General features: G+C 55.3%; 23 protein-coding genes and 3 tRNA genes. 12 read left to right on the plus strand and 14 right to left on the minus strand.

Translation table 11 applies throughout. The annotated features are described in order from the left end of the window. The first annotated feature begins 95 nt into the window (after window positions 1-95). Window positions 96-1493, plus strand: coding sequence for a glycosyltransferase (locus JMN36_RS08305; RefSeq protein WP_221924213.1), 1398 nt, complete (start codon window positions 96-98; stop codon window positions 1491-1493). A gap of 24 nt (window positions 1494-1517) precedes the next feature. Here JMN36_RS08305 and JMN36_RS08310 read toward each other — a convergent pair whose 3' ends face one another. The 7 genes from JMN36_RS08310 to JMN36_RS08340 all read right to left on the minus strand — a co-directional run bounded on the left by JMN36_RS08310 (window position 1518) and on the right by JMN36_RS08340 (window position 8035). Then, on the minus strand, window positions 1518-2993 hold the full coding sequence (locus JMN36_RS08310) for a hypothetical protein (protein WP_204087895.1): 1476 nt from the start codon (window positions 2991-2993) through the stop codon (window positions 1518-1520). Between the two features lie 99 nt (window positions 2994-3092). After that, window positions 3093-4625: a DHA2 family efflux MFS transporter permease subunit gene (locus JMN36_RS08315; RefSeq protein WP_204087894.1), complete on the minus strand. Its 1533-nt coding sequence runs from the start codon at window positions 4623-4625 to the stop codon at window positions 3093-3095. Between the two features lie 114 nt (window positions 4626-4739). Next, entirely contained in the window at window positions 4740-5861 is a 1122-nt protein-coding gene (locus JMN36_RS08320) for a hypothetical protein (RefSeq protein ID WP_204087893.1), read from the minus strand. A 596-nt stretch (window positions 5862-6457) separates the two neighbouring features. Continuing rightward, a tRNA-Ser gene (locus tag JMN36_RS08325) sits at window positions 6458-6545 on the minus strand. Window positions 6546-6654: 109 nt separating this feature from the next. After that, window positions 6655-6816, minus strand: a complete 162-nt coding sequence (locus JMN36_RS08330; RefSeq protein WP_204087892.1) for a hypothetical protein — start codon at window positions 6814-6816, stop codon at window positions 6655-6657. A 194-nt stretch (window positions 6817-7010) separates the two neighbouring features. After that, window positions 7011-7502, minus strand: a complete 492-nt coding sequence (gene tadA / locus JMN36_RS08335; RefSeq protein ID WP_204087891.1) for a tRNA adenosine(34) deaminase TadA — start codon at window positions 7500-7502, stop codon at window positions 7011-7013. A 20-nt stretch (window positions 7503-7522) separates the two neighbouring features. Further along, on the minus strand, window positions 7523-8035 hold the full coding sequence (locus JMN36_RS08340; protein WP_046201914.1) for a tRNA adenosine deaminase-associated protein: 513 nt from the start codon (window positions 8033-8035) through the stop codon (window positions 7523-7525). Window positions 8036-8073: 38 nt separating this feature from the next. Here JMN36_RS08340 and JMN36_RS08345 point away from each other — a divergent pair, with 38 nt between their 5' ends. Next, the gene (locus JMN36_RS08345; RefSeq protein WP_241865258.1) at window positions 8074-9111 is read left to right on the plus strand and encodes a prephenate dehydrogenase; all 1038 of its coding nucleotides are present in this window, start codon (window positions 8074-8076) and stop codon (window positions 9109-9111) included. A gap of 40 nt (window positions 9112-9151) precedes the next feature. On the opposite strand, the gene JMN36_RS08350 is transcribed toward JMN36_RS08345, so the two are convergent. After that, window positions 9152-10594, minus strand: a complete 1443-nt coding sequence (locus JMN36_RS08350; RefSeq protein ID WP_204087890.1) for a GuaB1 family IMP dehydrogenase-related protein — start codon at window positions 10592-10594, stop codon at window positions 9152-9154. A gap of 161 nt (window positions 10595-10755) precedes the next feature. Here JMN36_RS08350 and JMN36_RS08355 point away from each other — a divergent pair, with 161 nt between their 5' ends. Both JMN36_RS08355 and JMN36_RS08360 read left to right on the plus strand, forming a co-directional pair. After that, a complete protein-coding gene (locus tag JMN36_RS08355; RefSeq protein ID WP_204088610.1) occupies window positions 10756-12810 on the plus strand; it encodes an OPT family oligopeptide transporter in 2055 nt (684 codons plus the stop codon). 339 nt (window positions 12811-13149) lie between these two features. After that, window positions 13150-13551 carry a hypothetical protein gene (locus tag JMN36_RS08360; protein WP_204087889.1) on the plus strand — a complete coding sequence of 134 codons (402 nt, stop codon included), beginning with the start codon at window positions 13150-13152 and terminating at the stop codon, window positions 13549-13551. Between the two features lie 497 nt (window positions 13552-14048). Here JMN36_RS08360 and JMN36_RS08365 read toward each other — a convergent pair. Together JMN36_RS08365 and JMN36_RS08370 are read right to left on the minus strand one after the other, a co-directional pair. Further along, a tRNA-Arg gene (locus tag JMN36_RS08365) sits at window positions 14049-14121 on the minus strand. Window positions 14122-14293: 172 nt separating this feature from the next. Further along, window positions 14294-14381, minus strand: a tRNA-Ser gene (locus tag JMN36_RS08370). Between the two features lie 260 nt (window positions 14382-14641). On the opposite strand from JMN36_RS08370, the gene JMN36_RS08375 reads away from it, so the two are divergent. The 5 genes from JMN36_RS08375 (at window position 14642) to JMN36_RS08395 (ending at window position 17787) form a co-directional block, all read left to right on the plus strand. Further along, complete coding sequence (locus tag JMN36_RS08375) at window positions 14642-15712, plus strand: histidinol-phosphate transaminase (RefSeq protein WP_204087888.1); 1071 nt, start codon at window positions 14642-14644, stop codon at window positions 15710-15712. Window positions 15713-16199: 487 nt separating this feature from the next. Next, window positions 16200-16457: a hypothetical protein gene (locus tag JMN36_RS08380; RefSeq protein ID WP_012730871.1), complete on the plus strand. Its 258-nt coding sequence runs from the start codon at window positions 16200-16202 to the stop codon at window positions 16455-16457. A gap of 146 nt (window positions 16458-16603) precedes the next feature. Continuing rightward, window positions 16604-16801, plus strand: a complete 198-nt coding sequence (locus JMN36_RS08385; protein WP_204087887.1) for a hypothetical protein — start codon at window positions 16604-16606, stop codon at window positions 16799-16801. Window positions 16802-16803: 2 nt separating this feature from the next. Then, a complete protein-coding gene (locus JMN36_RS08390) occupies window positions 16804-17400 on the plus strand; it encodes a hypothetical protein (RefSeq protein ID WP_204087886.1) in 597 nt (198 codons plus the stop codon). A 201-nt stretch (window positions 17401-17601) separates the two neighbouring features. Next, on the plus strand, window positions 17602-17787 hold the full coding sequence (locus JMN36_RS08395) for a hypothetical protein (protein ID WP_204087885.1): 186 nt from the start codon (window positions 17602-17604) through the stop codon (window positions 17785-17787). Window positions 17788-18257: 470 nt separating this feature from the next. Here the strand turns inward: JMN36_RS08395 and JMN36_RS08400 are convergent, their stop codons facing one another. Together JMN36_RS08400 and JMN36_RS08405 are read right to left on the minus strand one after the other, a co-directional pair. Then, a complete protein-coding gene (locus tag JMN36_RS08400) occupies window positions 18258-18689 on the minus strand; it encodes an organic hydroperoxide resistance protein (protein WP_204087884.1) in 432 nt (143 codons plus the stop codon). Between the two features lie 144 nt (window positions 18690-18833). Beyond that, window positions 18834-20492, minus strand: a complete 1659-nt coding sequence (locus JMN36_RS08405; RefSeq protein ID WP_204087883.1) for a catalase — start codon at window positions 20490-20492, stop codon at window positions 18834-18836. 194 nt (window positions 20493-20686) lie between these two features. Here JMN36_RS08405 and JMN36_RS08410 point away from each other — a divergent pair, with 194 nt between their 5' ends. Beyond that, window positions 20687-21304, plus strand: a complete 618-nt coding sequence (locus tag JMN36_RS08410) for an RNA polymerase sigma factor (protein WP_412728562.1) — start codon at window positions 20687-20689, stop codon at window positions 21302-21304. An 81-nt stretch (window positions 21305-21385) separates the two neighbouring features. Here JMN36_RS08410 and JMN36_RS08415 read toward each other — a convergent pair whose 3' ends face one another. Together JMN36_RS08415 and JMN36_RS08420 are read right to left on the minus strand one after the other, a co-directional pair. Further along, a complete protein-coding gene (locus tag JMN36_RS08415; protein ID WP_012730863.1) occupies window positions 21386-22438 on the minus strand; it encodes an aspartate-semialdehyde dehydrogenase in 1053 nt (350 codons plus the stop codon). A gap of 80 nt (window positions 22439-22518) precedes the next feature. Next, window positions 22519-23883 carry an aspartate kinase gene (locus tag JMN36_RS08420; RefSeq protein WP_204087881.1) on the minus strand — a complete coding sequence of 455 codons (1365 nt, stop codon included), beginning with the start codon at window positions 23881-23883 and terminating at the stop codon, window positions 22519-22521. Between the two features lie 130 nt (window positions 23884-24013). Here JMN36_RS08420 and JMN36_RS08425 point away from each other — a divergent pair, with 130 nt between their 5' ends. Then, complete coding sequence (locus JMN36_RS08425) at window positions 24014-24862, plus strand: DMT family transporter (protein ID WP_204087880.1); 849 nt, start codon at window positions 24014-24016, stop codon at window positions 24860-24862. Window positions 24863-25069: 207 nt separating this feature from the next. Then, on the plus strand, window positions 25070-26911 hold the full coding sequence (gene leuA / locus JMN36_RS08430) for a 2-isopropylmalate synthase (RefSeq protein ID WP_204087879.1): 1842 nt from the start codon (window positions 25070-25072) through the stop codon (window positions 26909-26911). The last annotated feature ends 36 nt before the right edge of the window (window positions 26912-26947 follow it).

A 26947-nucleotide genomic window follows, 5' to 3' on the forward strand; every position in this document is an offset into this window, starting at 1 on the left:
CACCGACGGTACCAGGACGTTTCCTAAAAACCCTGCGATAATTACCAACTAACACGCAAACCACAATTCACCGCGACGTCCCCCAAGGAAAACTCATGACCGCCCATCCCAGTCAGAAATCCACCTCGCAGAATATTTTGTTCGTTTTATCTGGTAGCCGTGGCGATATTCAACCAGCCGTTAGTCTCGGCCTCGAACTCCAGAAGCGTGGTCACACAGTCACGTTCCTCTGCACACCTAGTCTGACCACTTTTGCACGCACTGCCGGGCTCCAGTCCGTTTTACCGGCGGGGATCAATATCGGTGATGTGACAGATCGCGCGCGATCAACATTGGCGAGTAAAAATCCCATCGCTATTGCCAAATTAGCTGCCCACTTTCTTAAGCATTCCGTTGATGATCTGCATCAAGACCTCACCAACTATTACTTTTCTCACGACAACACTCAGTGCTCGGCGGATATGGACCATCCCGGGCTCACACAACCAACCCTGTTAATTGTGAACCCAATGTGCCAAAGGCAAGGGACATCGCTGGCTGAAAAATGGAATATTCCCCTCGTTGTTCTGCGATATGCTCCAATTTTTCATAACAGTTATTCGGGCTGGCCGCATAAATTAACCCGCCGCGCACCAAAATGGATAAAGAAAAAGTCGTGGCATATTCAGGAATGGTTCGACTTCCTCATGTACGGGCATTGGGAGAATGCATTCCGACGCCGACTCGGACTCACTCCCCGATTCCACCCATTCACGCGCTATTTACGCGACAATTCGGTGCCTCAGCTACAGCTCTGTGACCCGAAAGTCGTCCCGGACATCGCCGCAGAGTGGGCCGGCACCAACAAAATTTTTGTCGGCTACCTTGATCTCCCTGCCTCGGCACGGCGTCGACTTGATGAACCCGATACCCTCCCCACCGATCTTGACCACTGGCTTTCCAGTGGTAGCGCACCACTTTTTGTGAGCTTCGGATCTATGCCGGTATCAAACCCGGCTCGTCTTGTGGGCACCATTATTTCCGCTGCGCGACGCCGAAACTTACGCGTACTCTTCAGCGGATTCGACGGTTTCACGAATGTGTCCGACGACGAACCACAAGCGACTCCAACCGTCGGCAATAAAAATCATGGTGAAACTAACGATGTGTACTTCACCGGAGCGGTCAATCAGACTACTGTCCTGCCCCGATGCTGCGCGGCAGTTCATCACGGTGGAGCCGGCACGACCGCAGCAAGTCTTCGGTCCGGAAACCCGACCATGATTTATGCCTTCGGCTTCGAGCAACCTTTCTGGGCGTCATGCATCGAAAACCTGGGCGTCGGAGTCGGATCATCACTGTCACATTTGACCGATGAGCACTTCGGGGACGATCTCGACCGCGCTCTGTCGTCGCCGGTTCGGGACGCTGCACAGGCATTCGCCGCCGAGATGACATCGCCTGACCAGGCATTATCGACGGCGATACGCCTCATTGAAAATGAAGCTAGCTAATTCGTAGCAGCTTCCGTGAGGTGGTTACTGTCGGCGTGACACAGCGTCTTGGACCGCGTCGCGGAATGCGTGGAAGAACGTCTGCAAAGACTCCGCAGCAACTGGGTTGTCCGGAGCCTGACTTCCGACGAGCAGCCCATCCGGATTACGGAAAACCCACAAGCTGGCGTTCTTCGTCTTCCCGGTCCCCGTGAGCAGGCGGATGTTCGAGCCCTGTGGCTCCGTGAACCAGCTGAGGTCCATGTAGGTAACCAATTGCGGGCTATCGAAAATGCTTGCGTCCACCGCCCCGGTCGCTAACAGCGGCATGATTGACGCATGGACAGGTTCATAAAGGACCTCACGCATTTTCTGCTGGGCCTCGGCGACGGTGGGCAAAATGTCGTCCAGAGTTTCACTCGTAATATCGAATGTCAGCGGGTTGAAGTTGCAGAACCAGCCCTGAGAGGTCGCATATTTCTTTCCTCGCGTGCTATTCACCACGATGGTTGAATACCGACTTGTTTTCGCTGCCTTATGTTCCGCCAGCGCCAATAAAGCGAACACGACGGTACTAAAGCTAACTCCCTTTTCATGAGCTAATGAACGTAAAACTTTCACGTCATTAGCGTCGGCAAGAGTGAAATCTGCTTGCGTTTCCTTAACAGGCTGGGGCTCATTGTTTTCGATTCCGGTGGGCAAGGGGAATCGCGGGACACCACCCGTGACCTGGACGAACTCCTGCATGAGCTTGACCCCTGGCGAATCAGGGGTGACCGTGGCAGCTCGTTGATATTCTTCGCGGGTATATTCCACAAAGCTTGGGTGCGTATCTTCCACTAAACCGGGCGCCGGAGTACCGGTGTACCTCGCCATCAATTCGAGAATACCCACGCACAAAGACAATCCATCACCGAAAGCATGGTCTACTGCATAAAAAACCTCGCAGTACTTACCCTTATCGACAGCACCGATAACAAAACCGGGAAAGTGATCGAATACCGCGTGCGTTGGTAGATAATCATTCAGGATATCGTTCGCGGTTGTTTCACCAGCGTCATCGGGTGCTTCTGCAAGGAGGCGAGGGACAAGATCAATCACAGATGCGGGGACCGTCTTCCGCTCGACTGACGCGCCACCGAATTCAGGCTGCCCACCACTGGGTTTGGCTGCGGCAGCATCCGAGGCACCACCATCCGTACCCTGGGCGCCTGCGGTATCCGTATTGACGACGAAGGTACTCCGCAATCCCTCATGTGAGCGCACAAAATTGTTCACTGCCTGGGTCATTGCGTCCGGATTCAGCGGTCCGGGGAGGGTGGCCACCGCACAGGTGTAGGCACGATGGGTGTTGCCTGCCTGTCGTTGCGTGAGGACTCCTCGGATGTGGTCCTTCTGCAAAAACGATGGCGGCGTGGGATCCGTCGGTGTGTCCTTGGGGGCCTCAGCCATCTGAGCGGACGGTTCCCATACGGTTAGCGCACCGTCGATAACCCACTCGCTACTTTCGATTGCTTTCATACTTTGTCAGCTCTCCTTTGGGTTTAGGTATACCCAAATTGTTCTATATTTCCCGATCGAGCGCTACGGGGTTGCGACGGAAACGGCCGTAGCTGGTGGCTACAGGCCAGTATCTACAATTTCACTCGGGTCGTTAATCTCACCCGGGTCACTGTGCCCGGTATCCCGCAAACGGTCATCCCGGACGAAGATTGCGGCAACAACGACCGCAATCATTAAGGGAACAAAGGCCCCGAGAACAGGAATTAATGCATCGTGATAGGCCTGAGCGATCAGGCTATGAACAGGCTCATGCAGCTGTTTCATTGACTCCGGAGTCAATGATGCAAATGACACACCAGTACCGGTGTCGGCAAAACGGATGCTAGCACGGGAGGCGAAGAAGGCACCGACCACGGACATTCCCAATGTGCCCGCTAAATCCCTGAATAAACTATTCGATGCTGTTGCCGTACCCATCACCTTCGTCGAAAAAGAGTTTTGAACTACTAAAACAGAAAGTTGGGTACCAAGACCAAAACCGACTCCCAGGACGCATAAAACAGCGATGAGGACATAGACACCGGAGCCGGTGTGGAGCGCACTCAACGCGAGAAATCCTGCTACGCAGAACGCGCCACTCGTGACCAATAAAGCCCTATACTTCTCGGTCTTGCTGACCATAAAACCAGAAATAAGGGAGAAGGCGAACATCAATGCTGTCATCGGAAGAAGAACGAAACCAGCGGTAACGGCGTCGATTCCTTCAACAATTTGTATATAGGCCGGCATATAGGTTGTCACACCGAATGTTCCCAGAGCGAGCAGCATGCCGATAAGTGTGGCGAGGAAAAAGTTTCGGTTGGTGAGGATATACGGGGGAAGAACAGGATCACCCGCATGCTTTTCTACCCACATACATGCGGCGATGCACACCGCTGCACCAACCATGCAGAGCAGAACTTTGGGTTGCGCCCAGCCACCATGACCGGCCCAGGCTGTGCACAGGACGAGGAAGGTAGACACAGCGCCAATAAGAACCATTCCGGCCACGTCGATACGAGATGATTGCTTTTCTGGCTCTGGTTCTCGTAAGAACTTGAGACACAATAAGAGGGAGACGATGCCAAAGGGAACGTTGACGCCGAAGGTCCAGCGCCAATTCCAATATTCGGTGATTAATCCGCCCAAGACGGGACCGGCGACGGTAGAAATCACGAAGACGCTACCGATGAAACCCATGTATTTCCCGCGCTCACGGCGAGGAACAGCAGCGGCTAAGAGAGCTTGGGAGAGAACAACTAGGCCCCCGCCACCCATGCCCTGAATAAAGCGGGTGATAACTAGCGCGGGCATCGAATTAACGAACGTCCCATAAATGCACGAAATGATAAAAACGACCAAGGAAAAAAGAAATAGTTTCTTTAGCCCGTATCGGTCACCCAGTTTTCCGTACATGGGGAGAAAAATCGTCGATGCCAGCATGTATGAGGTGGAAATCCAGAGAATATGGTCGCCACCGTGCAGACTTCCAACGATCGTTGGGAGCGCAACACTCAACATCGTCTGGTTCACCGAAAACATAAACATTGCTAGGGACAAACCGATGACGATGAGCACTACGCTGCTCGAACGCTGACTCTGCTGAACCATAAAACCTCATATTGTGAGATGAACACGACGCATTGATAAAAAGATCGGAAACACCGTGAACGGGTTCACGGCCATCACGATAATGACCGTGAATGGTTTACGGCTAGATGTTAATTAAAGATCTTGCAGGGGACGCCAATCGAATCTATCAACGGAACTTTTAATATTTTCGTTGGCCCTCGCGAGCTTAGTTTGTGAAAAATCAGCAACAATCGGCTTGTCAGGGAGCGGCGGCCATTGACGAGCCAGAGGGAGGGTGACATAGACATTCTCCATAAATTCAGCTACCGAATTTGCGCGAGGAACTGCGGAATTTGAATTCCAGCCCGCCTTGACCTCGTCCATCTTGGAGATATCAAATCCAAGTTCGCGACTCACTTGATCCATCAATTCCTCCAACTTCGCCACGTTCAATTCGTATATGTGCTTACGTCTGGCCAACTCTTGGTCTCGGAGGTTGTAATACTCCTGTAATTTTCTCTCTTGCCGCTTTTTTAAACGCCAATACACGAAGAGACATACCGCCACTGCAAGAATTACACAGAGTATTAAAGTAACTTTACTCGCTGTCTCTACTCCAGATTCCTCACCTGAAGAAACTCCTCCCCCGACATCAAAAGCCAGTGAAACTAAAAAAACGCCGGCGGTAACGAGGGTGAAAAAGCTGATGAGGAATAAAGTAAAGTATAAAACCGCTGTTAGCACTGTTTTTGCGGTACTCTTATCACCTTGATGAGGAGGCGACGGGAGAGCACGTTCTTCATTATCGCGATAGATCGGTTTACCCTCAAGCAGGAGATCTTCTTCCCCCCGAGTGAGCCGATTAACAGCAGTGGTGAAAGCAATACTTACTTTTCGCTGCCAATACTCGTTGAGCGCAGCTATAAAACGAATGCGCTTCTCGGCTTCAGGGCGATATGTGTACTCAAAAAGGTTCCCCTCTGGTGTGCTCCCCACCCAGATCGAATAATCTCTGTGCCCTTGGTTATCCCCGCCCTTTTCTATTGTCGCTATGAGCTGTGCACTTCGCTGATCGGCAAGCCTCTGCCCACGGTCAATTTGATCCTGAATATGGTGTAGCTCTTCTATCGACTCATTGTGGTGCTTCTCGGCTTGTGCGAGCCTCGCCCCCAGGAGCATCACGCCCGCCCATGCTGCCCGCGCCGTACTCCTCTGTGAAGAAGCAATGCTGTCAACATTTGCCGAGATCGTCCGGCTTCCATCTCCGTATGGCATGGTGTCCTCTCAAGCTGATTCACAACTTAGTGGATGCAAGTTTAGCTTGGATCCTTGATCGTCTAAATACTTCATTGGCCCGCGGTCCACACATATAAAGCCATCGCACGACGATTTGTTTTCGGCTTGTTCTCTTTGGGAATAATTCAGATTGCCGACGACGGTCCAGCGAACTTGCGGAAAAGTTTGGCAAAACGAAGTGGCATGCAGCACTTCCCCTCCCCTGCAGATACGTGTTGCGACGCCTTCTGAACTTAAGAAACACAGCGCACACAGCAGAGAAGCGCACTTTTTGTCGTATAACCCAAGGAAGAACTCAATTCCTGGGGCGCCGAAGCACCGCCGCGCGGAAAAAGGAGCCGGTAGACGGAAAACTGTGGGGAAGCTACACCTGGAGCCCGAAAAGTGCGGGGGAATATGGTCAATTTTCGGCCATTTTTCGCCCATCCCCCCCACAGTTTTCACAACCGACCCCGATATACCCCCACAGTTTTCCCGCACGCGGACACCCTTTTGCTACTTATCCCACTCCCCACCACACAAGCGCACATGCGTAAACCCCCAACGGTTGATACCGCTGGGGGTTTACGCATGTGCGGTGGCGGAGGGATTTGAACCCTCGGTACGGGGTTACCGCACACGGCATTTCGAGTGCCGCACCTTCGGCCGCTCGGACACGCCACCGCGAACTAGGTTAGCCTAGGACTCCAAGCAGCCAAAATCACGCTCGTTTTCCCTGCTCAAACAGGAAAGTAACGTCGTTAAGCAGTAAAGGCAATCCCCGCACTAATAATTACTTGTCGAGAGAATCGAGGCCCTTCTTGACCCCTTCTTTCGCCTTGTCGGCCTTGTCACCCAACTTGCTGTCGGCGACGTCGTTAGCTTTTTCCTCAACCTTGTCGCGGTTGTCGGAAATAGCGTCCTTGGCCTTGTCCTTTAGGTTGTCAAGATCCATTGTTAAACCTCATTTCGTAGTAGATAAAACCTGTGTTATCGACCGTAGCGATATTCGTGTTCCAATGCATCCTTTTCATGCGTTTTAGGCAAATTTTTTGAGAGGTTTCCTAAAGGGTGCGTACGGCCGGCTCGCTAAAGAGCTACGCCCCCTACGCAGCCACGTGACTACGACACTGGCCACCATCCACCCGCTCACTTCCGACGCCGAGCAAAAAACTCCTCCACAAGATCCTGGCATTGTCGCTCCAGCACACCGCCCCTGACGTCGACAGGCGGAAAGGGCCACGCCGGATCACGCACGACATCGATCACCGAACCGCACGCCCCCGTTTTCGGCTCATATGCACCGAAAATAATACCCCCGATGCGGGAGGTCACAGCGGCACCCGCACACATCACGCACGGTTCTAGGGTCACCACAAGAGTGTGGTTTTCCAGGCGCCAACTGTCGCCAACCTTTCGAGCAGCCTTTCTCAGAGCGATGACCTCCGCGTGGGCAGTGGGGTCCCCCATGGATTCACGCTCATTGCACCCCTCCCCCACAACATGGCCCGACGCGTCAACTACCACAGCACCCACCGGGACATCGCCCACCGGAGTTTGTTTCGCCACGTCTAACGCCATTCGCATCCAACGTTCCGCCTGCCGCTCGGGAACAGGCCGCGGCAGCCCAGCACCAATCACGTCAGCGACCTAATAATGACCTAATAATCGAGCTGCGCAACGTCGGCAAGCTCCTCATCCGCATTGATTTCCTCCGCGATCCGGAGGAGCTGCTCCGATGCCCATAACTCATCGTCATCGCAGATCACGGCCAACACATCGCTGGGAACACCGAGGTCCTCGAGAATCTCCAGATCCCCCTCCGGCCACGGTTCCGCATCGGCCCGCTCATCAGGATCCATATCGGGAACGTCGACGTCCAGCTCATCCAATACTTCCGCGGCGTAATCGTCCACAACCGCAGCGGTGGCGTCGGAAAGTAAAAGCTGTGTCCCCCGTGGCGTCGGACGGATGAGGACAAACCAGTCATCGTCCACGCACACCATGCCAAAACTTGGCCCTTCGGAGCGCAAATCGCGCACAGCCCGCGTGGCTACATCAAGGTCCCACGTGGCGCGTTCAGGGAGGATCCGGCCCATCCACTGCCCATCTTGACTTGTCAGTGCAACGGCAAAAGTTGGAGTCTGGCCGTCGTCGTTCACACCCGCATTCATATAGATAACCGTAGTCGGACTGTGCCACACTTGTCAGAATGAGCACCTCCACACCCTCCGGCGTCTATCCCGACCCAGCCACAACCCCCGGCAAGCACCACATTCTCCACGAGGACCGCCCCGTGTGCATCCTCGGACTAGGGCTCATTGGTGGCTCAATCATGCGCGACGTGCAAGCCCGGGGGCGGCGAGTTTTCGGATGGGATCGCACACAGTCCACAGTGACAAAAATTATCGACGACGGGTTCGACGCGTCGAACGATTGCTCGGCCGTCCTCGAACGAGCCGGGGAGGAGGACGCTCTTGTGGTGATCGCCACGCCAATGAGCACTGTGGGAACCATGCTCGACCACATCGCCCACCACGCCCCTACCTGTGGCATTACCGACGTCGTTAGCGTGAAACAGGCCGTCATACGGGAGGTCCGCGCGCGTGGAATGCAGGACCGCTTCGTGGGTGGCCACCCCATGTCCGGAACAAGCCACAACGGGTGGGACGCGTCTCAGACGGGTTTGTTTACTGGCGCTCCGTGGGTTGTCACTTTCGATAATGCCCCCACAGACGACAGTGATGGCGGCCGGTGGCTGCGCGAATGGATGAGCGTGGTGAACCTCGCCTACGACGTCGGAGCCGAGGTCATCCCGGCGCGGGCTCAGTCTCATGATGCGGCTGTTGCTCGAATTTCTCATTTGCCGCACGTGTTGGCTGACGCTCTAGCGGTGGCTGGCGACAAAGGGGGCGCGCTGGCATTGTCACTGGCTGCAGGCTCTTTCCGCGATGGAACGCGCGTCGCCGGTTCGGATCCTGGACTGACCGAGGCCATGTGCGAGAACAACGTGGAGGAGGTTCTCCGCGCCATTGAGGAAGTCCAAACCATGTTGGACGAGGCCCGGGCGAGTTTGAGGGCGACGCCACCCACCGTCGCGGAACTGGCCGACGCTGGCCACCGGTCACGCATTCGGTACGAAGCTCGCACGGGGAAACGACCGGTTCTCCGGCTGCACCCCGGTGATGCAGGCTGGGTGGATCAACTTAAACAAGCCGAAAACCTCGGCGCGCGTATCGAAGTCTTCTAGGCCGGGGCCTATTCACCGCTACGGCGGGAGCCTGCGCCCACTACGCCTTCCATGACGACGACAGAGGCCGTCCTTCCGCGTACCCAGCTGCCGATTGAATCCCGACGATCGCCCGCTCACGGAAGGTTTCGATCGTGTCCGCCCCTGCGTACGTGAACGCTGAGCGCACACCGGAAACAATGTGGTCAACCTGGTCTTCTACGCCAGGGCGCTCCGGGTCAATGTACATGCGGGCCTGCGAAATGCCCTCTTCAAACATTGACCGGCGTGCGCGCTCGAACTCCTCCGTATGCAGGTTGCGGTGCTCCACCGCCCGGTGAGACGCCATGCCGAACGACTCTTTATAGGCACGGCCATCATTTTCTTTGATCAAGTCACCCGGCGATTCCAGGGTGCCAGCAAACCATGATCCAATCATGACGTTGGATGCGCCGGCGGCCAATGCCAGAGCGACATCGCGCGGGTGCCGGACTCCCCCATCGGCCCACACGTGAACCCCCACCTCGCGGGCTTTATCCGCGCATTCTTTCACGGCAGAGAATTGCGGACGGCCGACACCGGTCTGCATGCGCGTCGTACACATCGCGCCAGGGCCCACCCCAACTTTAATAATGTCGGCACCCGCAGCGGCGAGATCCTCAACGCCCTCTGCGGTCACGATGTTTCCGGCGACAATGGGAACGCCCAAATCCAGGGCTTTCACCTTGCGTAAAACGTCGATCATGTGTTGCTGGTGCCCGTGGGCAGTGTCCACAACGATGACATCGGCACCCGCCTCAACCAGCGCAGTTGCCCGACCCGTCGCGTCCCCATTGATACCGATCGCCGCACCGACGCGGAGCGCGTTATTTTTATCGACCGCAGGCTGATACAGGGTGGCGCGCAATGCCGCCTTGCGCGTCATGATGCCCTTCAATTCGCCATCCGCGCTGACCACGGGAGCAAGCTTTCGCGAAGCCTCGGACAGGCACGCGAAGGCCTCCTGTGGGGTGGTGTCGTCGCTAAGAGTAACTAAAGATGTACTCATCAGCCGGCCAACCTGGGTGAAATTATCGACGCCACGCAGGTCCTTTTCGGTCACCAGGCCGATGGGTTTGCCATTATCGACGACGATGGCCGCGCCGTGAGCGCGTTTGGGCAGAAGGTGACGCGTGTAGCCCGCGGTGTGGTGCGGTTTCACGGTGATCGGTGTATCAAAGAATAAATCAGAAGACTTCACACTGGCGATGGTGTTAGCAACAATATCGGCAGGGACATCCTGAGGGATGATAGCCAATCCACCGCGTCGCGCAATTGTCTCTGCCATACGCCTACCGGCTACCGCGGTCATGTTCGCCACGACAAGAGGAATTGTTGTTCCTGTCCCATCATTAGTGTGTAAGTCCACTTTTTGACGGGACCCCACAGAAGACCGGGAGGGAACCATGAAGACGTCGTCATAGGTGAGGTCGTACTGCGGGACCATACCGTTTAAGAAACGCATGCAGCCTATCGTACGTGTCGCACTCGGCTTGTCAGTAAAATACCGCGGGTACGCTTCCCCAGGAAGACCTTGGAAGAAAGAACGTCATCGTGGAAAAGAATGATTCCTCCACCAATGTGACCCCTGAATTACGTCACAATCACCACAATGGTTCGCGCAACGTGGCACTACAGCGAGCAACATCAACTCGAGAATTCACTCTTCGGACTGTCATTCTCGGTGGCTTAATTACACTGGTTTTCACCGCAGCAAATGTATACCTCGGACTCAAAGTCGGGCTCACTTTTGCTACATCGATTCCCGCGGCTGTCATTTCAATGGCGATTTTGCGGAATTTTAAAGATCACACCATCGCAGAAAACAATATTGTTCAAACCATTGCTTCTGCAGCCGGAACATTATCGGCCATCATTTTCGTACTCCCGGGGCTAGTTATGATCGGTTGGTGGTCAGGTTTTCCGTATTGGGAAACGGCCGCCTTGTGCGCAATTGGCGGCATTTTGGGCGTCATGTATTCAATTCCTCTACGCCGTGCCCTTGTCACCCACTCTGATCTCCCTTATCCCGAGGGTGTCGCAGCAGCGGAAGTCCTGAAAGTAGGAGATACTCACGCACGTAATTCCGATAGCAACGCTAAATCCCCTTCAGCGCCCTCATCCACCGACGTTTCTGGGCCGACGTCCTCATCAACGGTAGATGAAAACCGCATGGGGCTGCGAATGATCATCCTGGGTGGCTTAGCGTCGGGTGGCTATGCATTGCTCGCCGCCCTAAAGGCCGTAGCATCAGAAATTTCAGCGGCGTTCCGTGTCGGCTCAGGCGGAACAATGATTGGTGGATCGTTATCACTAGCGCTCATAGGAGTTGGTCATTTAGTGGGGCTTTCCGTCGGTTTTGCCATGGTGGTCGGGCTCATTATCTCTTACGGTGTTCTACTGCCGTTGCGTACAGCCGGTCATATTCCTTCTGGAACTGGTGCTTCAGGGCTAGAAAGTATCGTGTCCGATTCGTTTTCTAGTGATGTTCGGTTTATCGGTGCCGGTACAATGGCCGTCGCTGCCGTGTGGACTCTTATTAAAATCATTGGGCCCATCACAAAGGGGATGAAAGATTCCTTACTATCGTCGAAAGCTCGTCATTCCGGGAAAAAAGTCGATATTACTGAACAAGACATCCCGTTCCCCGTCGTTGCGGGTGTGACGGTCTTCTCTATGATCCCCATCGGTCTATTGCTGTGGTTGTTCGTAAAAGACACATCCATTGCACATCACACCGCTGGGCTGATTGGTATAAGTATTATTTACATCCTGCTTGTTGGTCTTGTGGTAGCAAGTATTTGCGGCTATATGGCGGGATTAATTGGAGCATCGAATTCTCCAATTTCAGGTGTAGGGATAATTGTCGTAATTTCCGCAGCTCTTCTTATTAAAGTGGCTATGGGCTCCGAGTCTAGTTCTCATTCAGATGTGTTGATTGCCTACACACTCTTTACTTCTGCCGTCGTTTTCGGTGTGGCTACGATCTCCAATGACAATCTCCAAGATCTGAAGACAGGACAGTTAGTTGGTGCCACGCCGTGGAAACAGCAGGTAGCGCTAGTCGTCGGTGTTCTTTTCGGATCTGCGATTATTCCTCCTGTACTTCAACTGATGATGTCCGGGTTCGGATTTGCCGGCGCTCCGGGAGCAGGAGACGACGCATTGGCTGCACCTCAAGCTGCATTATTGTCCTCGGTGGCACAAGGTATTTTCGGTAATTCATTGGACTGGTCATTGATTGGACTGGGCGCAGTCATCGGCGTCATCGTTGTCATCGTCAATGAGATTGTGAGCACAACTTCTCACGGCAAATACTCTTTGCCTGGTTTAGCAGTAGGAATGGGAATGTATCTGCCCAGTTCTTTGACAGTCATCATCCCGATCGGTGCATTAATTGGGTACTTTTATAACCGTTGGGCTAAAAAACAAAGGAATCCGGAACTCGCTCGTCGGCTCGGGGTACTACTTGCCACAGGTTTGATTGTTGGCGAATCTCTTTTTGGCGTACTTAATGCCGGTATCATTGCTGCAGCAGGCAACAGTGACGTTTTGGCAATTGTTCCCGATGGGTGGGAGACAGGGGCAACGATCTGCGGCGTTATCCTCTTCGTCGTGTGTATCGGGTACGCCTACCACTATTCACGAACTCTGATGCGCCGGTCATCCACCCGAAAATAGTAAGACAGCAGCACCCTCCATAAAGGGGTAAAGCTAATAATTAGCGCGGTTAGGGTAGATCAGCCCTAACCTACGGTAGCGAAGGTAGAAAAGTGCAGGTTACCGCATTTCCATAGGTGCGGTACTAGTTTTTTCAGAAAAATCAATCCGCAACGCCGCGAAATGATCGATTTACCATCTGCTTATTTTCCAGATCTAGTTGCAGCACACTCGGAGATGACTTAGCCTGCAAATTATCCCCTGAACCACGGAGATCGTTCATGAAAAGGGGTACGCCCCAGACCGATGAACAACCTCCACTCTGAGCTTGTACCTAGAGCTCTCCCGAAAGGACACACGATGGACTTCCTTCTCCAAATCAACGAAATCACGCAAGGACCGATCAAGGATCTCCTCGTGGAGGTCAACAACGTGGGTCTACCCGCACCTGCACCTGCTTCTGCCCCAGAACCTCCCACGTTTAATGTCAATTTCCCCGAGCAGGTTGGTGATTTTGCACCTCATTTCCAAGTAACGACGGGTGACATTAATATGCCACTATCTGGAGATACCGGCGACATCAACATGCCATTGTCAGGAAACGTTGGTGACATCAATACGCCGCTGTCCGGCGACCTCTCCGGTGACATGCCCCTGTCTAACAACAACCTGCCACTCTCTGGGGATACAGGTGATATCAACCTACCTCTGAGCGGCAATATCGCACCGAGTATCGGTGGGGACACCGGTGGAGCCAGCTAACAGATCTCTTCCCTCTATAAGCGATGAACAAATAGACCACTCACTACGTCATATAACTGGTGATATCGCTCCCCGCTCAAAGCTGGTCCTTACTTAGTAGAGTGAAAACCACCTACCAAGAAGAGCAGTTCACGCCGGGGACGGTCATTTGTTTTTAGTACGAGATGCGTGGGCATTGGTTTTCACTTATTGAAATGACTTAAGCCTGAATTATGTCTTATATCTACGAGACATAATTCAGGCTTGTATCTTTTATACAGTAAATACTGACATTGTCACTGAGAGAGCACGATTCTTTATGTAGCCCCCTTTGGTCGGACTTCACATCAAACGAAGCTTGCCTTTTTACATCGCCGTTTACTTGTGCGGCAATTGCGGCCCCGAACGAATCGCAGGCCCCGAGTTCACAGCGCCCGTCCTGAGTCTAAATAGGGCCGTTAAAAGCTGTCTGCTACAGCTAAAAACCCTCGCCGGTGTACACCGGCGAGGGTCCGCTGTGCGCCCGAAGGGATTCGAACCCCCAACCTTCTGATCCGTAGTCAGATGCTCTATCCGTTGAGCTACGGGCGCAACAGGGAGATATATTACACAGCAGCAGCCAGACCCCCAAATTCATTTATTTATCAGGAAAAATAGAGCGCACAGGCCCGAAGAAATCGCAGTTAAACCGTTGCTTTATACCCAGTGGTACACAATCGGGAAAGCGCCTACTCCACAAAAGTGAAGTAGGCGCTGATATCAATGGCGGAGGTGAAAGGATTTGAACCTTCGGACCCTTGCGAGTCAACTCCTTAGCAGGGAGCCCCATTCGGCCGCTCTGGCACACCTCCAGCGAAAATCACGGCAAACGATGTCGATCTTGAACAGTTTCCACTGATGAAGAAACGACACGGCTGTCGCGAATTCCGTAGGCGATACTACACGGGACCAAGTAGAGAAGACAAACACCACTACCTACGACGTCAACACGCGAGCACCTACTCGACGGCACTAACAAGAACCATCACAACCCCCGACATTTCTCCAGCGACCGCCACCATACTTTTGTGCCACTTTTGCGCCGCATAATTCCCCGCTTACCATTACAAGAATGATCCGCCCCGACTTAGACCAACTTCCCACATATACGCCCGGTAAAAAAGCCGACGATGCCCTGGTCCTAGCCAGTAACGAAACCTCTGAGCCACCGCTCCCCGCCGCGATTGAAGCGATTACATCCGCAGCCCACACCCTCAACCGCTACCCTCACATGGCGACTTCGCCTTTACATCACGCGATCGCCGATCTCCACGGGGTCACCATTAATGAAGTGGCTATCGGATGTGGATCCTCCTCGCTTCTCCAGCAGCTAATTCTGGCCACCTGTAAGGACGGAGACGAAACACTATTCGCGTGGAGATCGTTCGAGGCATACCCCATCCTCAGCAGAATCGCCGGAGCCACCCCTGTCGCGGTCCCACTCGATGGCCACCATCGCCACGACCTCGACGCCATGGCCGATGCCATCACCGACAAAACGTCGCTCATTATCTTATGTAACCCCAATAACCCGACGGGGACACTTGTTACAGAGGACGAACTAGAAGCCTTCTTCGCCCGCGTACCCGATCGCATCACTGTGTGTATCGACGAGGCATACCTGGATTACACCGACGACGACCTCACGCCGGATTCACTGGGCCTTGTACGGCGGCACCCCAACGTTTGCTTCGCTCGGACGTTCTCTAAGTGTTATGGACTGGCCGGCGTACGTGTTGGTTACATGATTGGGTCTCCAGAGATCACTAGCGCACTCAACCGCACCCAGGTCCCATTCTCGGTGAGCACGCTCGCCCACGACGCTGCAATCGCGTGCCTCAACAGCCCTGAGAGTAAAGCTGAGCGAGTCTCGAGGACGATTCCGCAGCGCCATCGCCTGCGCGACTTCCTAATTAAGGAATTCGTCCACTCCTCGCGGTGGAATCTGACCGAGGCTGACGTTCCAGAGTCCCAAGCGAACTTCGTCTGGTTAACCCTTGGGGACCAATCCGACGAATTCACGGAGGCGTTGGCGAAGGAACATATCCTTGTCCGGTGCTTCAGTGGTGACGGAGTGCGGATCACCGTCACGAATGCCGAGGAGACCGATCAGCTCATCAATACCCTTCGGTCTATTGCGTAGAGCCCTCCATGCGTTCTAGCGTGCGGAGTTTTCCGTGCGAAAACCCTGCAAAGCCCCTGCAAGAACGTCCCGCACAGGGACATTTTATGTCAGCACTTTCGGTCAGTCGCCGGATGCGCACCTATTAAACACCCCCAATATAGGGGCAAATGTAACAGTGTGAAAGAATCAACAGATTTAGCTAGCTACCCACTCACTGTCTTCAACATAAAACTCGGTTCGATCCCAGCTTAAATGGATTTTTGCCCAAAAATACTTAACATCTGCAGCCATGCAGTCGCTAACTTGGACGGCTCAAATCCGCGAGATTCGGTTAACAGAAGGTGAAATAATCCCAGTTCTCCTTTCTTTTAACTTGTCACCCTCGTAAGTTATGGAACGGTAAGCCTGATGAGACTGACCGATCCTCTCCCGCCAGCGGGAAGACGGTTCCACAGTCCTCATCAGCTAGCGACAACACTTTGTCTACATCCCTGGAAGGATTGTTATGTCCGCTTTTTCCTACGCCGCAGAGGCAGCGCAGGCCGCTTCCGATTCCGCATCTTCCGCTTCTGACGCTGCTTCCTCCGCTGCATCGACGGCTAGCGAGCATGCTTCGTCTGCTTCCGACGCCGCTTCGTCTGCTAGCGAGCACGCCAGCAGCTTCTTCGACGGCTTCAACATCAACACCCTGACCAGCCTCATCGGCTCAGCCACCACCCTGGCTTCCGCAATCATGGGCCTGGTCAAGGGCCTCGCTGGCTAAAAGATTTACGTGCCGTGAAAGACCCCCATGGGGTCTTTTGCGCGCTTGTACGAGCAGGCAGATAGCCAGTCAAAACAGTGACGGCCCCTGCCAACGCCTAATACAGCACGACACGTTTTCGACGTCGATAAGTTTCCCCCTACGTTGTGGTTGCTCCATCCGTCGTCGACAAAACTCATCACACCTGGAGGAAAGACATGGGTGCAGATACCAACCCGAACGCATATCAGCCACTCGATCCGCCGAACGATCCATACCCAGCATTTCACTGGATCACGGAAATTGGACCATACCTCATCGAAGCTGCTAACTCGATGATCGGCTTCGCACTCGGAAGGCTCTAAGAATGAACTTCTTCACGTCAAAGATTTCCCGTATCGCAGCTGGAACCTTGGCAGCTACCGCCGTCGTTGCCGGGTCCGCCACGCCAGCAATGGCATCAAGCGCCGACTGGCCCTCACGCTGGTGGGATCCTTCAAACGTTATCGAGTCCCCGGTCAACCCTGACCACGCCGAAGGCTCCTTGAACAACGTTTCCTTCACCAACGAGGCCGACGGAAGCCACACTGTCAAGGCAAAGAGCGGCGCTACCGTCAAGGTCAAGGCCGACGGCACCGGCTTCACCGCCGGACAGTACTACACCGTCCGTGCAGGACTGGTGAAGTCCACCGAGACCAGCAACATCGTGGTCTACACCTGGCAGACCTACCGTGCTACCCAGGACGGCAAGATCAACATCGACCTCGGTATCAAGTCGCCTAACAGCATCCAGCCCGGCGAGAAGGTTATCGGGACGGTCAACGTCTACAACGCCAACGATGTGCGCCAGGACGGACGTCCTCAGAAGACCGATAGCAAGTGCGCGTTGATGTGTGAGCGTGTGGCTCCTCTTGCGGCACACAGCGACTTCAACGACGCTAACTCCACTCTTTCCTACAACTAGTTTCCTCTGATCCCCTCCATGGGGATGGGGGTTTTACGACGAAAGGTCACTCATGCCTACTGGTCAGCAGCCTTTTCCCGGTTACTTTGACGAAGATGCAGCCCGCTACGCTGTGAACATCGTCGAGTTCATCCTGGACACGATCGGTAAGTTCGTCTAAAAACACGACGTTCTTCCAGCTACCCGTACGAAAGGGATCCCATGAATTTCGATTACTCCCAGGCAGCCGACGCAGCAGCGTCCACCATGGACGACACTGTTAACTCCGGTTCCAAGGCCGGAGATCTTGCCGGACAGATCGACGCCAACACCATTGCAGGCTGGGTCGGAGACCTCTCCGGACTCGCCTCCAACATCATCAAGCTCGTTGGCGCGCTTATCAAGTAATACGCTTAATAAGTAATCGTGTGAGCGTTGCTTTTATCCTTTCCAGCGCTCACCACTCACCCCTCACGGTGGTCAATCATTTCTCCGCGAATGTGGCTCCACCGTGAGGGGTTTTGCGTGCACATAGGGGTAATACGACAGAAGGCGGTGCGGACAGAATCCTAGAGCCCAAAAGTGCGTGGGAATATGCGTCCCAAAATAAAAGTGCGGGGGTATATGGTCGATTTTCGGCCATTTTTCTGGCATATTCCCCCGCAGTTTTCACAACCGACCCTGATATACCCCAGCAGTTTTCCGGCATACGGACACATTTTCTGTCGTAAAACCCGCATATAGCACTAAAAGCGCTAACAAAGTACTAAGCGCCTCAATGGTCGGAATGATCAGGACAGAATCCCGATCTCCATTGAGGCGCTGTGGCATTGCCACACTTGTGGTGGCTTTCTGTTACTCAGCTGCTGCTTTCAGTGTTACTTCGCGTGCGCAGTAACACTTGTCTCACTATCGCCACGGAACGCCTTGGAATACGGGCACATCGCGTCGGCCTTCTCCGCGAAATCTTTCGCTTGATCCTCAGAAACACCGAAGATGGTGACATCTAAAGCAGCCTTAATCCTGAAACCGCCGTCGTTCTCATCTTTCACCAACGAGCACTCGACGGTGACCTCTGGGGCTTTGTCCAGATCAGCGCCGCCCTGCTTAGCGATCAACTGAAGTGCGCTATTGAAGCACGCGGCCCATCCGGCAGCAACCAACTGCTCGGGGTTCGTTCCTTCACCAGATCCGCCCATCGCCTTCGGCGGGCGAACATCCAGATCAATATGACCATCGTCGCTAGCTACATGACCATCACGGCCGCCACCTGTAGAGGTCACGCGTGCGGTGTACAAAGCATCAGACATAAAAACTCCTAACTTCATCGTGAGTACGAAACACCTCCCACGGTACGCGGAAACCCCGATCCCTTCACCCATGTGAAAACGGACCGGGGTTATTGCGGCAGGGATACTGTGAGTTATGTCTACATCGATGTCCCTATTCCGACATCATTGCTTCGACGCGGTAAAACGCTTTTCGACTTCTGCGCCCAACCACTCGTCAACGTGGGTCCAGTAATTGAAGGCCTGCTGAGCAACCTGGTCTGACACACCGGCCATTGCATCAACAATGTTGGTGGCCAATCGGTCGCGAGCGGCATCGTCCATGACGTTGCGAACTAAGTCGCCGGCCTGAGAGAAATCGTCGTCCTCCGGGTGACGAACATAGGCACCGCGAGTTAAATCGCCGCCATAGTTGTCGTCCCAGAGGCCCAGTTCTTCAGCGGCACCTAAGCCAGACTCTTGACCGCGGCCAAAACCGTATTTGGACTCGCCGGGCGCAATGTCGCGTTGTACAGTACCGGTGCCCTCAGCGTCGGTACCGTCGACGTCCATGTACCCGCCGCCACGCTCAAAGCGGTTCGGGGAATACGTCGGCTCAGAAGCCGGCGGGAAATCGTACACGGCGGCGCCGTCCTTGGCGTAGCTATTCACCGGGCACACTGGCTTGTTAACCGGGATTTGGTCAGCATTAACACCGAGGCGGTAACGCTTCGCATCGGCGTAAGCGAAGGCCCGGGAGAGCAGCATCTTGTCCGGTGACAGCCCGATCCCTGGGACCAGGTTCGACGGTTCAAATGCCGCAGACTCAATCTGCGCAAAGAAGTTCTCCGGGTTGCGGTTCAGCGTGAAGTGCCCCACCGGAATCAGCGGATAATCTTTCTGGCTCCACGTCTTCGTCAAATCGAACGGGTTGACTTTGTAGCCAGCGGCTTCCTCCAAGGGCATGATCTGCACCTTGACGTCCCACGTCGGGTAGTCACCGCGCTCAATCGCGGCATACAGATCCTCACGATGGCTATCAGCATCTTCGCCGACCAGCTTCGCAGCTTCCTCGTCGGTCAGGAAATCCCACCCCTGGCGCGTCTTGAAGTGGTACTTGATCCAGAACCGCTCCCCTTTGGCGTTGATCCACTGATACGTGTGGGAGCCGAAACCATCCATATTGCGGAAGGTCTTTGGAATTCCCCGGTCGCCCATCAAATAGGTCACCTGGTGTGCGCTCTCTGGGCTGCGGGTCCAAAAATCCCACCGCATGTCGGCATCAATCGTGCCGCGTCCCGCTAACCGCTTCTGGGAGCGAATGAAGTCCGGAAATTTGATGCCATCGCGGAAGAAGAAGACCGGGGTGTTATTGCCAACGAGGTCGTAATTGCCCTCATTGGTGTAGAACTTCAAGGCGAAGCCACGAACATCGCGCCAGGCGTCCGGGCTACCTTTCTCTCCAGCGACGGTCGAAAAGCGAGCGAGCATCGGGGTGACGCGCCCCGGCTGGAACAGGTCCGCCTTCGTGTACTGAGATACGTCTTCCGTGATAGTGAGCTCACCGAATGCGCCTGACCCTTTCGCGTGGACGACACGCTCTGGGATCCGCTCACGGTTGAAGTGCGCCAACTTTTCCACCAGCGACACATCGTGCAAGGCGATGGGGCCTTCACGGCCGACGGTCACGCTATGTTCCTCAGATGCGTTCGGAGCGCCGTTGACCCGGGTTGAGATGCTCCGACCATCGGCTTGCGGGGCACCATGGCCTGTGACGGGGCACATTCCGCGTCGTGCAACATCGTCTGAGGTAAAACGCTGATCGTGCGAACTATCGTTCGACATGGATCCTCCTTCTCGTGTGGTGAGCTCATTTCGTCGTCATTCAGGGGTATAGAGCCCACCAGTGGTGCGTATGTTTTAACTCTACCCTATTAAAGTTCTTTCCGTCTAGAGGTTTTTAAGATTAATAGAGGGCTGGGCCCATAGCCTTCCTGCCGACCCCTGGTAGAGGTGAATTTCTCCATCAAATTGGTAAGGTGAATACCGTGACAAGACAAGACGAGGACGACACACGCGTCACAGCATTAGCTCTCCGTGCTGGCCAGGGGGATAGAGCCGCACTCACCGAGTTCATCCGACGCACCCAAAAAGACGTCTGGCGTCTCCTTGCTCACCTTGCCGACACTGACCGCGCCGACGACCTCACTCAAGAGACCTACCTGCGCATCATCTCTGCATTGCCGACGTTTGCGGGCCGATCGAGTGCGCGCACGTGGCTGCTCTCTGTTGCGCGACGGGTGTGGGTCGATAGCGTTCGGCATGATATGGCTCGGCCTCGCTCCACCGGTACAGAATGGGAAACTGTGGCTGATCAGCACACGGCGACGAATACTGCCGCCAGCAGTTCCTGGTCGGACTGGGTCGACGTGCAGCTCCTGATGGAGAATTTGGATCCGGACCGTCGAGAAGCGCTCATCCTGACTCAGGTCTTGGGATATACCTACGACGAAGCAGCGACAATCGTTGGAGTTCGCGTGGGAACGATACGGTCACGGGTCGCCCGGGCACGTGCTGACCTCATCGACGCAACATCAAACCACGCAGCGAAAAAACACCGTCACCTCAGCGCTGTGCAGGAACGGGCACACGGGTAAGCCCTAGCGCTACCCGGTCCGCTAGCAGTATTTGTGAAAAGGGGAGCCCCCAGCTCCCCCGAACCTTGCTCCCCCAGCTCTCTACACCAGCAATTCAGCGATCTGAATAGTGTTCAACGCCGCGCCCTTACGCAGGTTGTCGCCAGCCACAACAAGAACCAATCCACGATCATCGTCGATAGTTTGATCTTGGCGGATGCGGCCCACGAGGCAATCGTCGATACCGGCCGATTCCAGAGGCGTCGGCACATCCACAACCTCAACACCGGGGGCTTTATCCAGCAGTTCGCGAGCTCGCTCCGGCGTGATCGACCGGGCGAACTCGGCGTGCACCACCATGGTGTGGCCAGTGAACACTGGGATACGCACACACGTGCCGGCAACTTTCAAATCAGGGATATTCAGAATCTTCCGGGATTCATTACGCAGCTTCTGTTCTTCATCGGTCTCATCGGAACCGTCATCAACGTAATTCCCGGCAAAAGGCAACGCATTAAAAGCGATCGGCGCTACATAGGGGCCGTAGCCAAGCTTCTCTTCATCAATGACACGCTGGACACCGGAACCATCATGCGCTAGGTCGACGTCGTCACGCTTCTCCACGGCATCTGTCTGCTCTTTCAAGGCCTTCACGCCGGCCAAACCGGAACCCGACACCGCCTGGTAGGAGGCTACGTGCAGGACTTTCAGGTCCGCCTCGTCGTGGAGGATTTTGAGGACGGGCATTGCTGCCATCGTGGTGCAGTTCGGGTTAGCGATAATCCCCTTGACGGCTTTGTCCTTGTCGCCGGGGTTAACCTCAGACACGATCAGTGGAACCTCAGGGTCCTTGCGCCAAGCACTCGAATTATCGACGACGGTTGCGCCTGCGGCCGCAAACCGTGGTGCCTGCTCTTTCGACACCGCACCACCGGCGGAGAAAATGGCGATGTCGATGCCCTTGAGATCCTCATCGGAGGTTGCTGCAACATCCTCAACCACGACGTCGTCGCCGCGGAAAGGCAATGTTGTCCCCGCGCTTCTGGACGATGCGAAGAAACGAACCTTATCGCATGGGAAATTGCGTTCCTCCAGAATGGAGCGCATCACACGCCCCACTTGGCCAGTAGCTCCAACGACGGCAATGGTGGTCATCAGGTGATTCCTCCCAGACAGTACGGACCAGCCAAACAAAACAAGCTAGGCCAGGTGAAACCTAGCAGTGAAACTCCAGCTTAGCGCCCTGTTCCAGCATAAACAACGGCTTCTTCGTCACCGCCCAGAGCAAACCGCTCGTGCAAGGCGCGGGTCGCTTTCTCCAGATCCGAATCACGAATCAGCACAGAAATACGGATTTCCGACGTGGAAATGAGCTCGATGTTCACACCAGCGTCACGGAGCGCTTCACAAAAATCAGCCGTGACACCGGGATGCGACTTCATTCCTGCACCCACCAACGACACCTTGCCGACGTGATCGTCAAACAAAACGCGTGGCTGGGCCGTCGCTGCGGACTCGGAGGCCCCGGACCCCGGCTGCATCGAGGCCTTCGCCGCGTCGGCTGGAGTATCGGAGACAGGCACCGTCGGGTTCTCATCCCGCGGCACTTCACACAGCTTCTTCAGCATTTCCACCGCGCGTGAGGCGTCGGCACGCGGACAAGTAAATGTGATGTCAGTCTTGTTATCGGCAAGGGACGACACATTCTGCAGCACCATATCGATGTTGATCTCTGCATCAGAGACGGCGCGGAAAATACGGGCCGCTTCCCCGGGTGTATCCGGAATACCTAGAACGGTGATTTTCGCTTCTGATTTGTCGGTGGCCACACCGGTAAGTACTGCTTCTTCCACGGGAATATCCTCCATTGAGCCGGTAACTAAAGTGCCTGGATCTGTGCTATACGATGACCGAACACGCATGGGAACATTGAACGCGCGCGCATATTCCACACTGCGCAAAACAAGGATCTTGGAGCCGACGGCAGCAAGCTCCAGCATTTCTTCAAAACTGATAGTGTCGAGCTTTCGCGCATTGTGCACAATTCGCGGATCCGCGGTGTACACCCCATCGACGTCGGAATAAATCTCACACTCATCCGCGTTCAAGGCCGCAGCGAGAGCAACGGCGGTGGTATCCGAACCGCCGCGGCCCAGCGTCGTGACATCTTTGGTCTCACGGTTGACCCCCTGGAAGCCGGCGACCAAACAGATCTTGCCCTCATCCAGCGCTTCCTGCACACGGCCCGGCGTGACATCCACAATCCGGGCATTCCCGTGGCGCTCCGTCGTCAATACCCCCGCTTGCGAGCCCGTAAAAGACTGGGCATGCGCGCCCAGGGACTCAATAGCCATGGCTACCAGCGCGTTGGAAATGCGCTCCCCCGCGGTGAGCAGCATGTCCATCTCGCGGGCGGGCGGCACTGGATTAACCTGTGCTGCAAGATCAAGGAACTCGTCGGTCGTGTCGCCCATTGCGGAGCACACAACAACAACGTCGTGTCCTTTTTTCTTTGTTTCGACGATGCGTTCCGCCACTCGACGAATGCGCTCGGCATTCTCAAGGGACGAGCCACCGTACTTCTGGACGATTAGAGCCACCGGGTTCTGCCTTTCCTCATCCGTTCTGGCCTCGTGACGGAACCATCATGAACATGAAACCATCAACAACCGACACGACACGTGTGGCCTTGAGGATACCTCAACTACCGAGCAGCTAAATTTATGGGCGATGCATAACAACGCCCTTGCTATCCTTTTCGCCCTCGCCTCCGCGCTGACAATCGCGTGGGGCACTGTCGTTCGTCACCGAATCGCAGAAGAAGTACCCAATGACGACGACGGCGGCGCGCCCATTTTAACCGTGATCACCAAACCTCTGTGGTGGGCGGGAACGTTCTGCGCGCTGGGTGGATACGGCCTGCAAGTCATCGCGTTGGCCTTCGGAACGCTGTTGGTCGTGCAGCCGATTCTGGTGTTATCGCTCATGTTTACGCTCCCGTTGTCCGCGCGGTACGACGGGCGTCGGGTGTCGTTATCGGAAATGACATGGGCAGGTTTGCTGACGGCTGCGGTGGCCGTTCTGGTGATTCTCGGCCGGCCGATCCCCGGGAATACGCACCCGTCGTTAATGACGTGGATCCTTGCCGTCGTCACAGGGATAGTGGTGCTCACCGCTATCGACAGATTTGCGTACCGCCAGATTCGGCGTGAGCAGGCGTTGCTCCTCGGTGTGGTCACGGGTGCCGTGTTCGGCTACGTCGCTGTGTTTTCCAAAGCTGCGATTGACGTTTTTGTCCAAGACGGGATCGTCGGGGGGCTTCTGGCGTGGCAAACCTATGCACTCATTATCGGAGCGACCATTGGAACGGCGGTCCAGCAGTCGTCCTTCAATGCGGGTGCGCTGAAGAATTCGCTGCCGGCGATGACCATCACGGAACCAATCGTCGCGTTTAGTTTGGGTTACATCGTGTTGGGCGAATACTTCCAGGTCCACGGCATGGGGTGGGTAGCCATGGCCATCGCTCTGGTTGTCATGATCGTGTCCACCACGGTGCTCTCGCGTAAAGGCGTCGATTAGTCGGAGATCTATTTCCCATAATCCTTCACACGCGCAGTGACCATGCTACGGTTTTCATATGCGTTCTTTGAGCGGAACATCTAGCTGCGCGGCTCTCCTCCTTATGTGCCGCGGCGGGGCCCGGGTATAACCGATCGGCTCCCCGTCGCGGGGTTCGCTGTGCCGGTCGGGACTTGACACATATTCCGGAAACCGAAGAGGAACCGCATGTCCCCCGTTGACGAATTCATTTCCGCCCCTGCACATATTTCCACGCCCGACGGCGACATTCCTGCCGATCAACCGTCGTGGAACAAACAGCGCCCGTCGCGGATGCCCGCCGGACGCTACCAGCCCTACTTCACCGAGGTAGAGCACATCACACTGCCCGACCGGACATGGCCGGATAAAACCATTGATCACGCACCCGTCTGGTGTGCCGTCGATCTGCGGGACGGTAACCAAGCCCTGATTGACCCCATGAGCCCCGAGCGGAAACGCCGGATGTTCGAGTTGCTGGTCACTATGGGGTACAAAGAAATTGAAGTGGGGTTCCCCTCAGCATCGCAAACGGATTTTAACTTTGTTCGTGAAATCATCGAACAAGACATGATCCCCGACGACGTCACCATCCAGGTCTTGGTCCAGGCACGCGAACACCTGATCCGACGCACGTTTGAAGCGTGCGAAGGCGCAAAAAACGTCATCGTCCACTTCTATAACTCCACCTCTATTCTGCAAAGAGATGTTGTCTTTCGTAAGGACAAAGAAGGAATTAAAAAATTAGCGACGGATGCCGCGGAATTAATTAAATCCATCGCCGCTGATTATCCGGGGACCAACTGGCGCTGGGAGTATTCCCCCGAGTCCTACACCGGCACTGAGGTGGCCTATGCCAAGGAAGTCTGCGACGCCGTCGTCGAGATCATGGATCCCACCCCGGAGAACCCCATCATCATTAATCTGCCCTCGACGGTGGAGATGACGACGCCCAACGTGTACGCGGACTCGATCGAATGGATGGACCGCAACCTGAATCGTCGTGATTCCATCATCATCTCGTTGCACCCGCACAATGACCGCGGAACCGGCGTCGCTACTGCTGAATTGGGATTCATGGCAGGAGCGGACCGCATCGAGGGTTGCCTGTTCGGCAACGGTGAGCGCACCGGCAACGTGTGCCTGGTCACGCTGGGGTTGAACATGCTGACACAGGGCGTGGATCCGCAGATCGATTTCTCCGACATCGATAAGATCCGACGCACCGTCGAATACTGCAACCAACTGCGAGTGCCCGAGCGCCACCCGTACGGCGGTGACCTGGTGTTTACCGCATTCTCCGGGTCGCACCAAGATGCCATTAATAAGGGCCTCGACGCCATGGTGGATAAGGCTGAAAAGTCGAATGCCACCGAGGACACTGCGGACACCGAACGCGACCGGCAGCGCATCGTGCACCGGGTCCCGTGGGAAGTGCCCTATCTGCCCATCGACCCGAAGGACGTCGGCCGCACCTACGAAGCCGTCATTCGCGTGAACTCGCAGTCCGGCAAGGGCGGGGTGTCCTACATCATGAAGACCGACCACGGGATCAACATGCCGCGCGCAATGCAGGTTGAATTCTCCGGCGTGGTCCAAGCCGTCACCGACGCTGAGGGCGGCGAGGTCAACTCGAAGAACATGTGGGATATCTTTGCCGGCGAGTACCTGGACCGGGATGACCCCATCGACGCCATCAGTATCACTGTCGACGGGGGCCAGAACGAGGACGAAGGCGCGGAAGTGTCCGCACACCTCATCATCGACGGCGAGGACCAAACAATCACCGGACACGGAAACGGGCCCGTGGCTGCGTACACGAATGCGCTGGAAAACGTCGGAATTAACGTTGAAGTGCAGGATTACTCGCAGCACTCTAGGACATCCGGCGACGACGCGGAAGCAGCCGCCTACATCCTGGCCGATGTCGACGGGACCAAGGTGTGGGGTGTTGGCATCGCAAGCTCTATCACCTACGCATCGCTGAAGGCAGTGACCTGCGCGGCCAACAGGGCACGGGCTGCGGCGTAAAGCTGGGGGCAGCGCGGCTGACTTGATGGGCAGCGC

Source organism: Corynebacterium pseudokroppenstedtii (assembly GCF_019754945.1).
Classification (GTDB): domain Bacteria; phylum Actinomycetota; class Actinomycetes; order Mycobacteriales; family Mycobacteriaceae; genus Corynebacterium; species Corynebacterium pseudokroppenstedtii.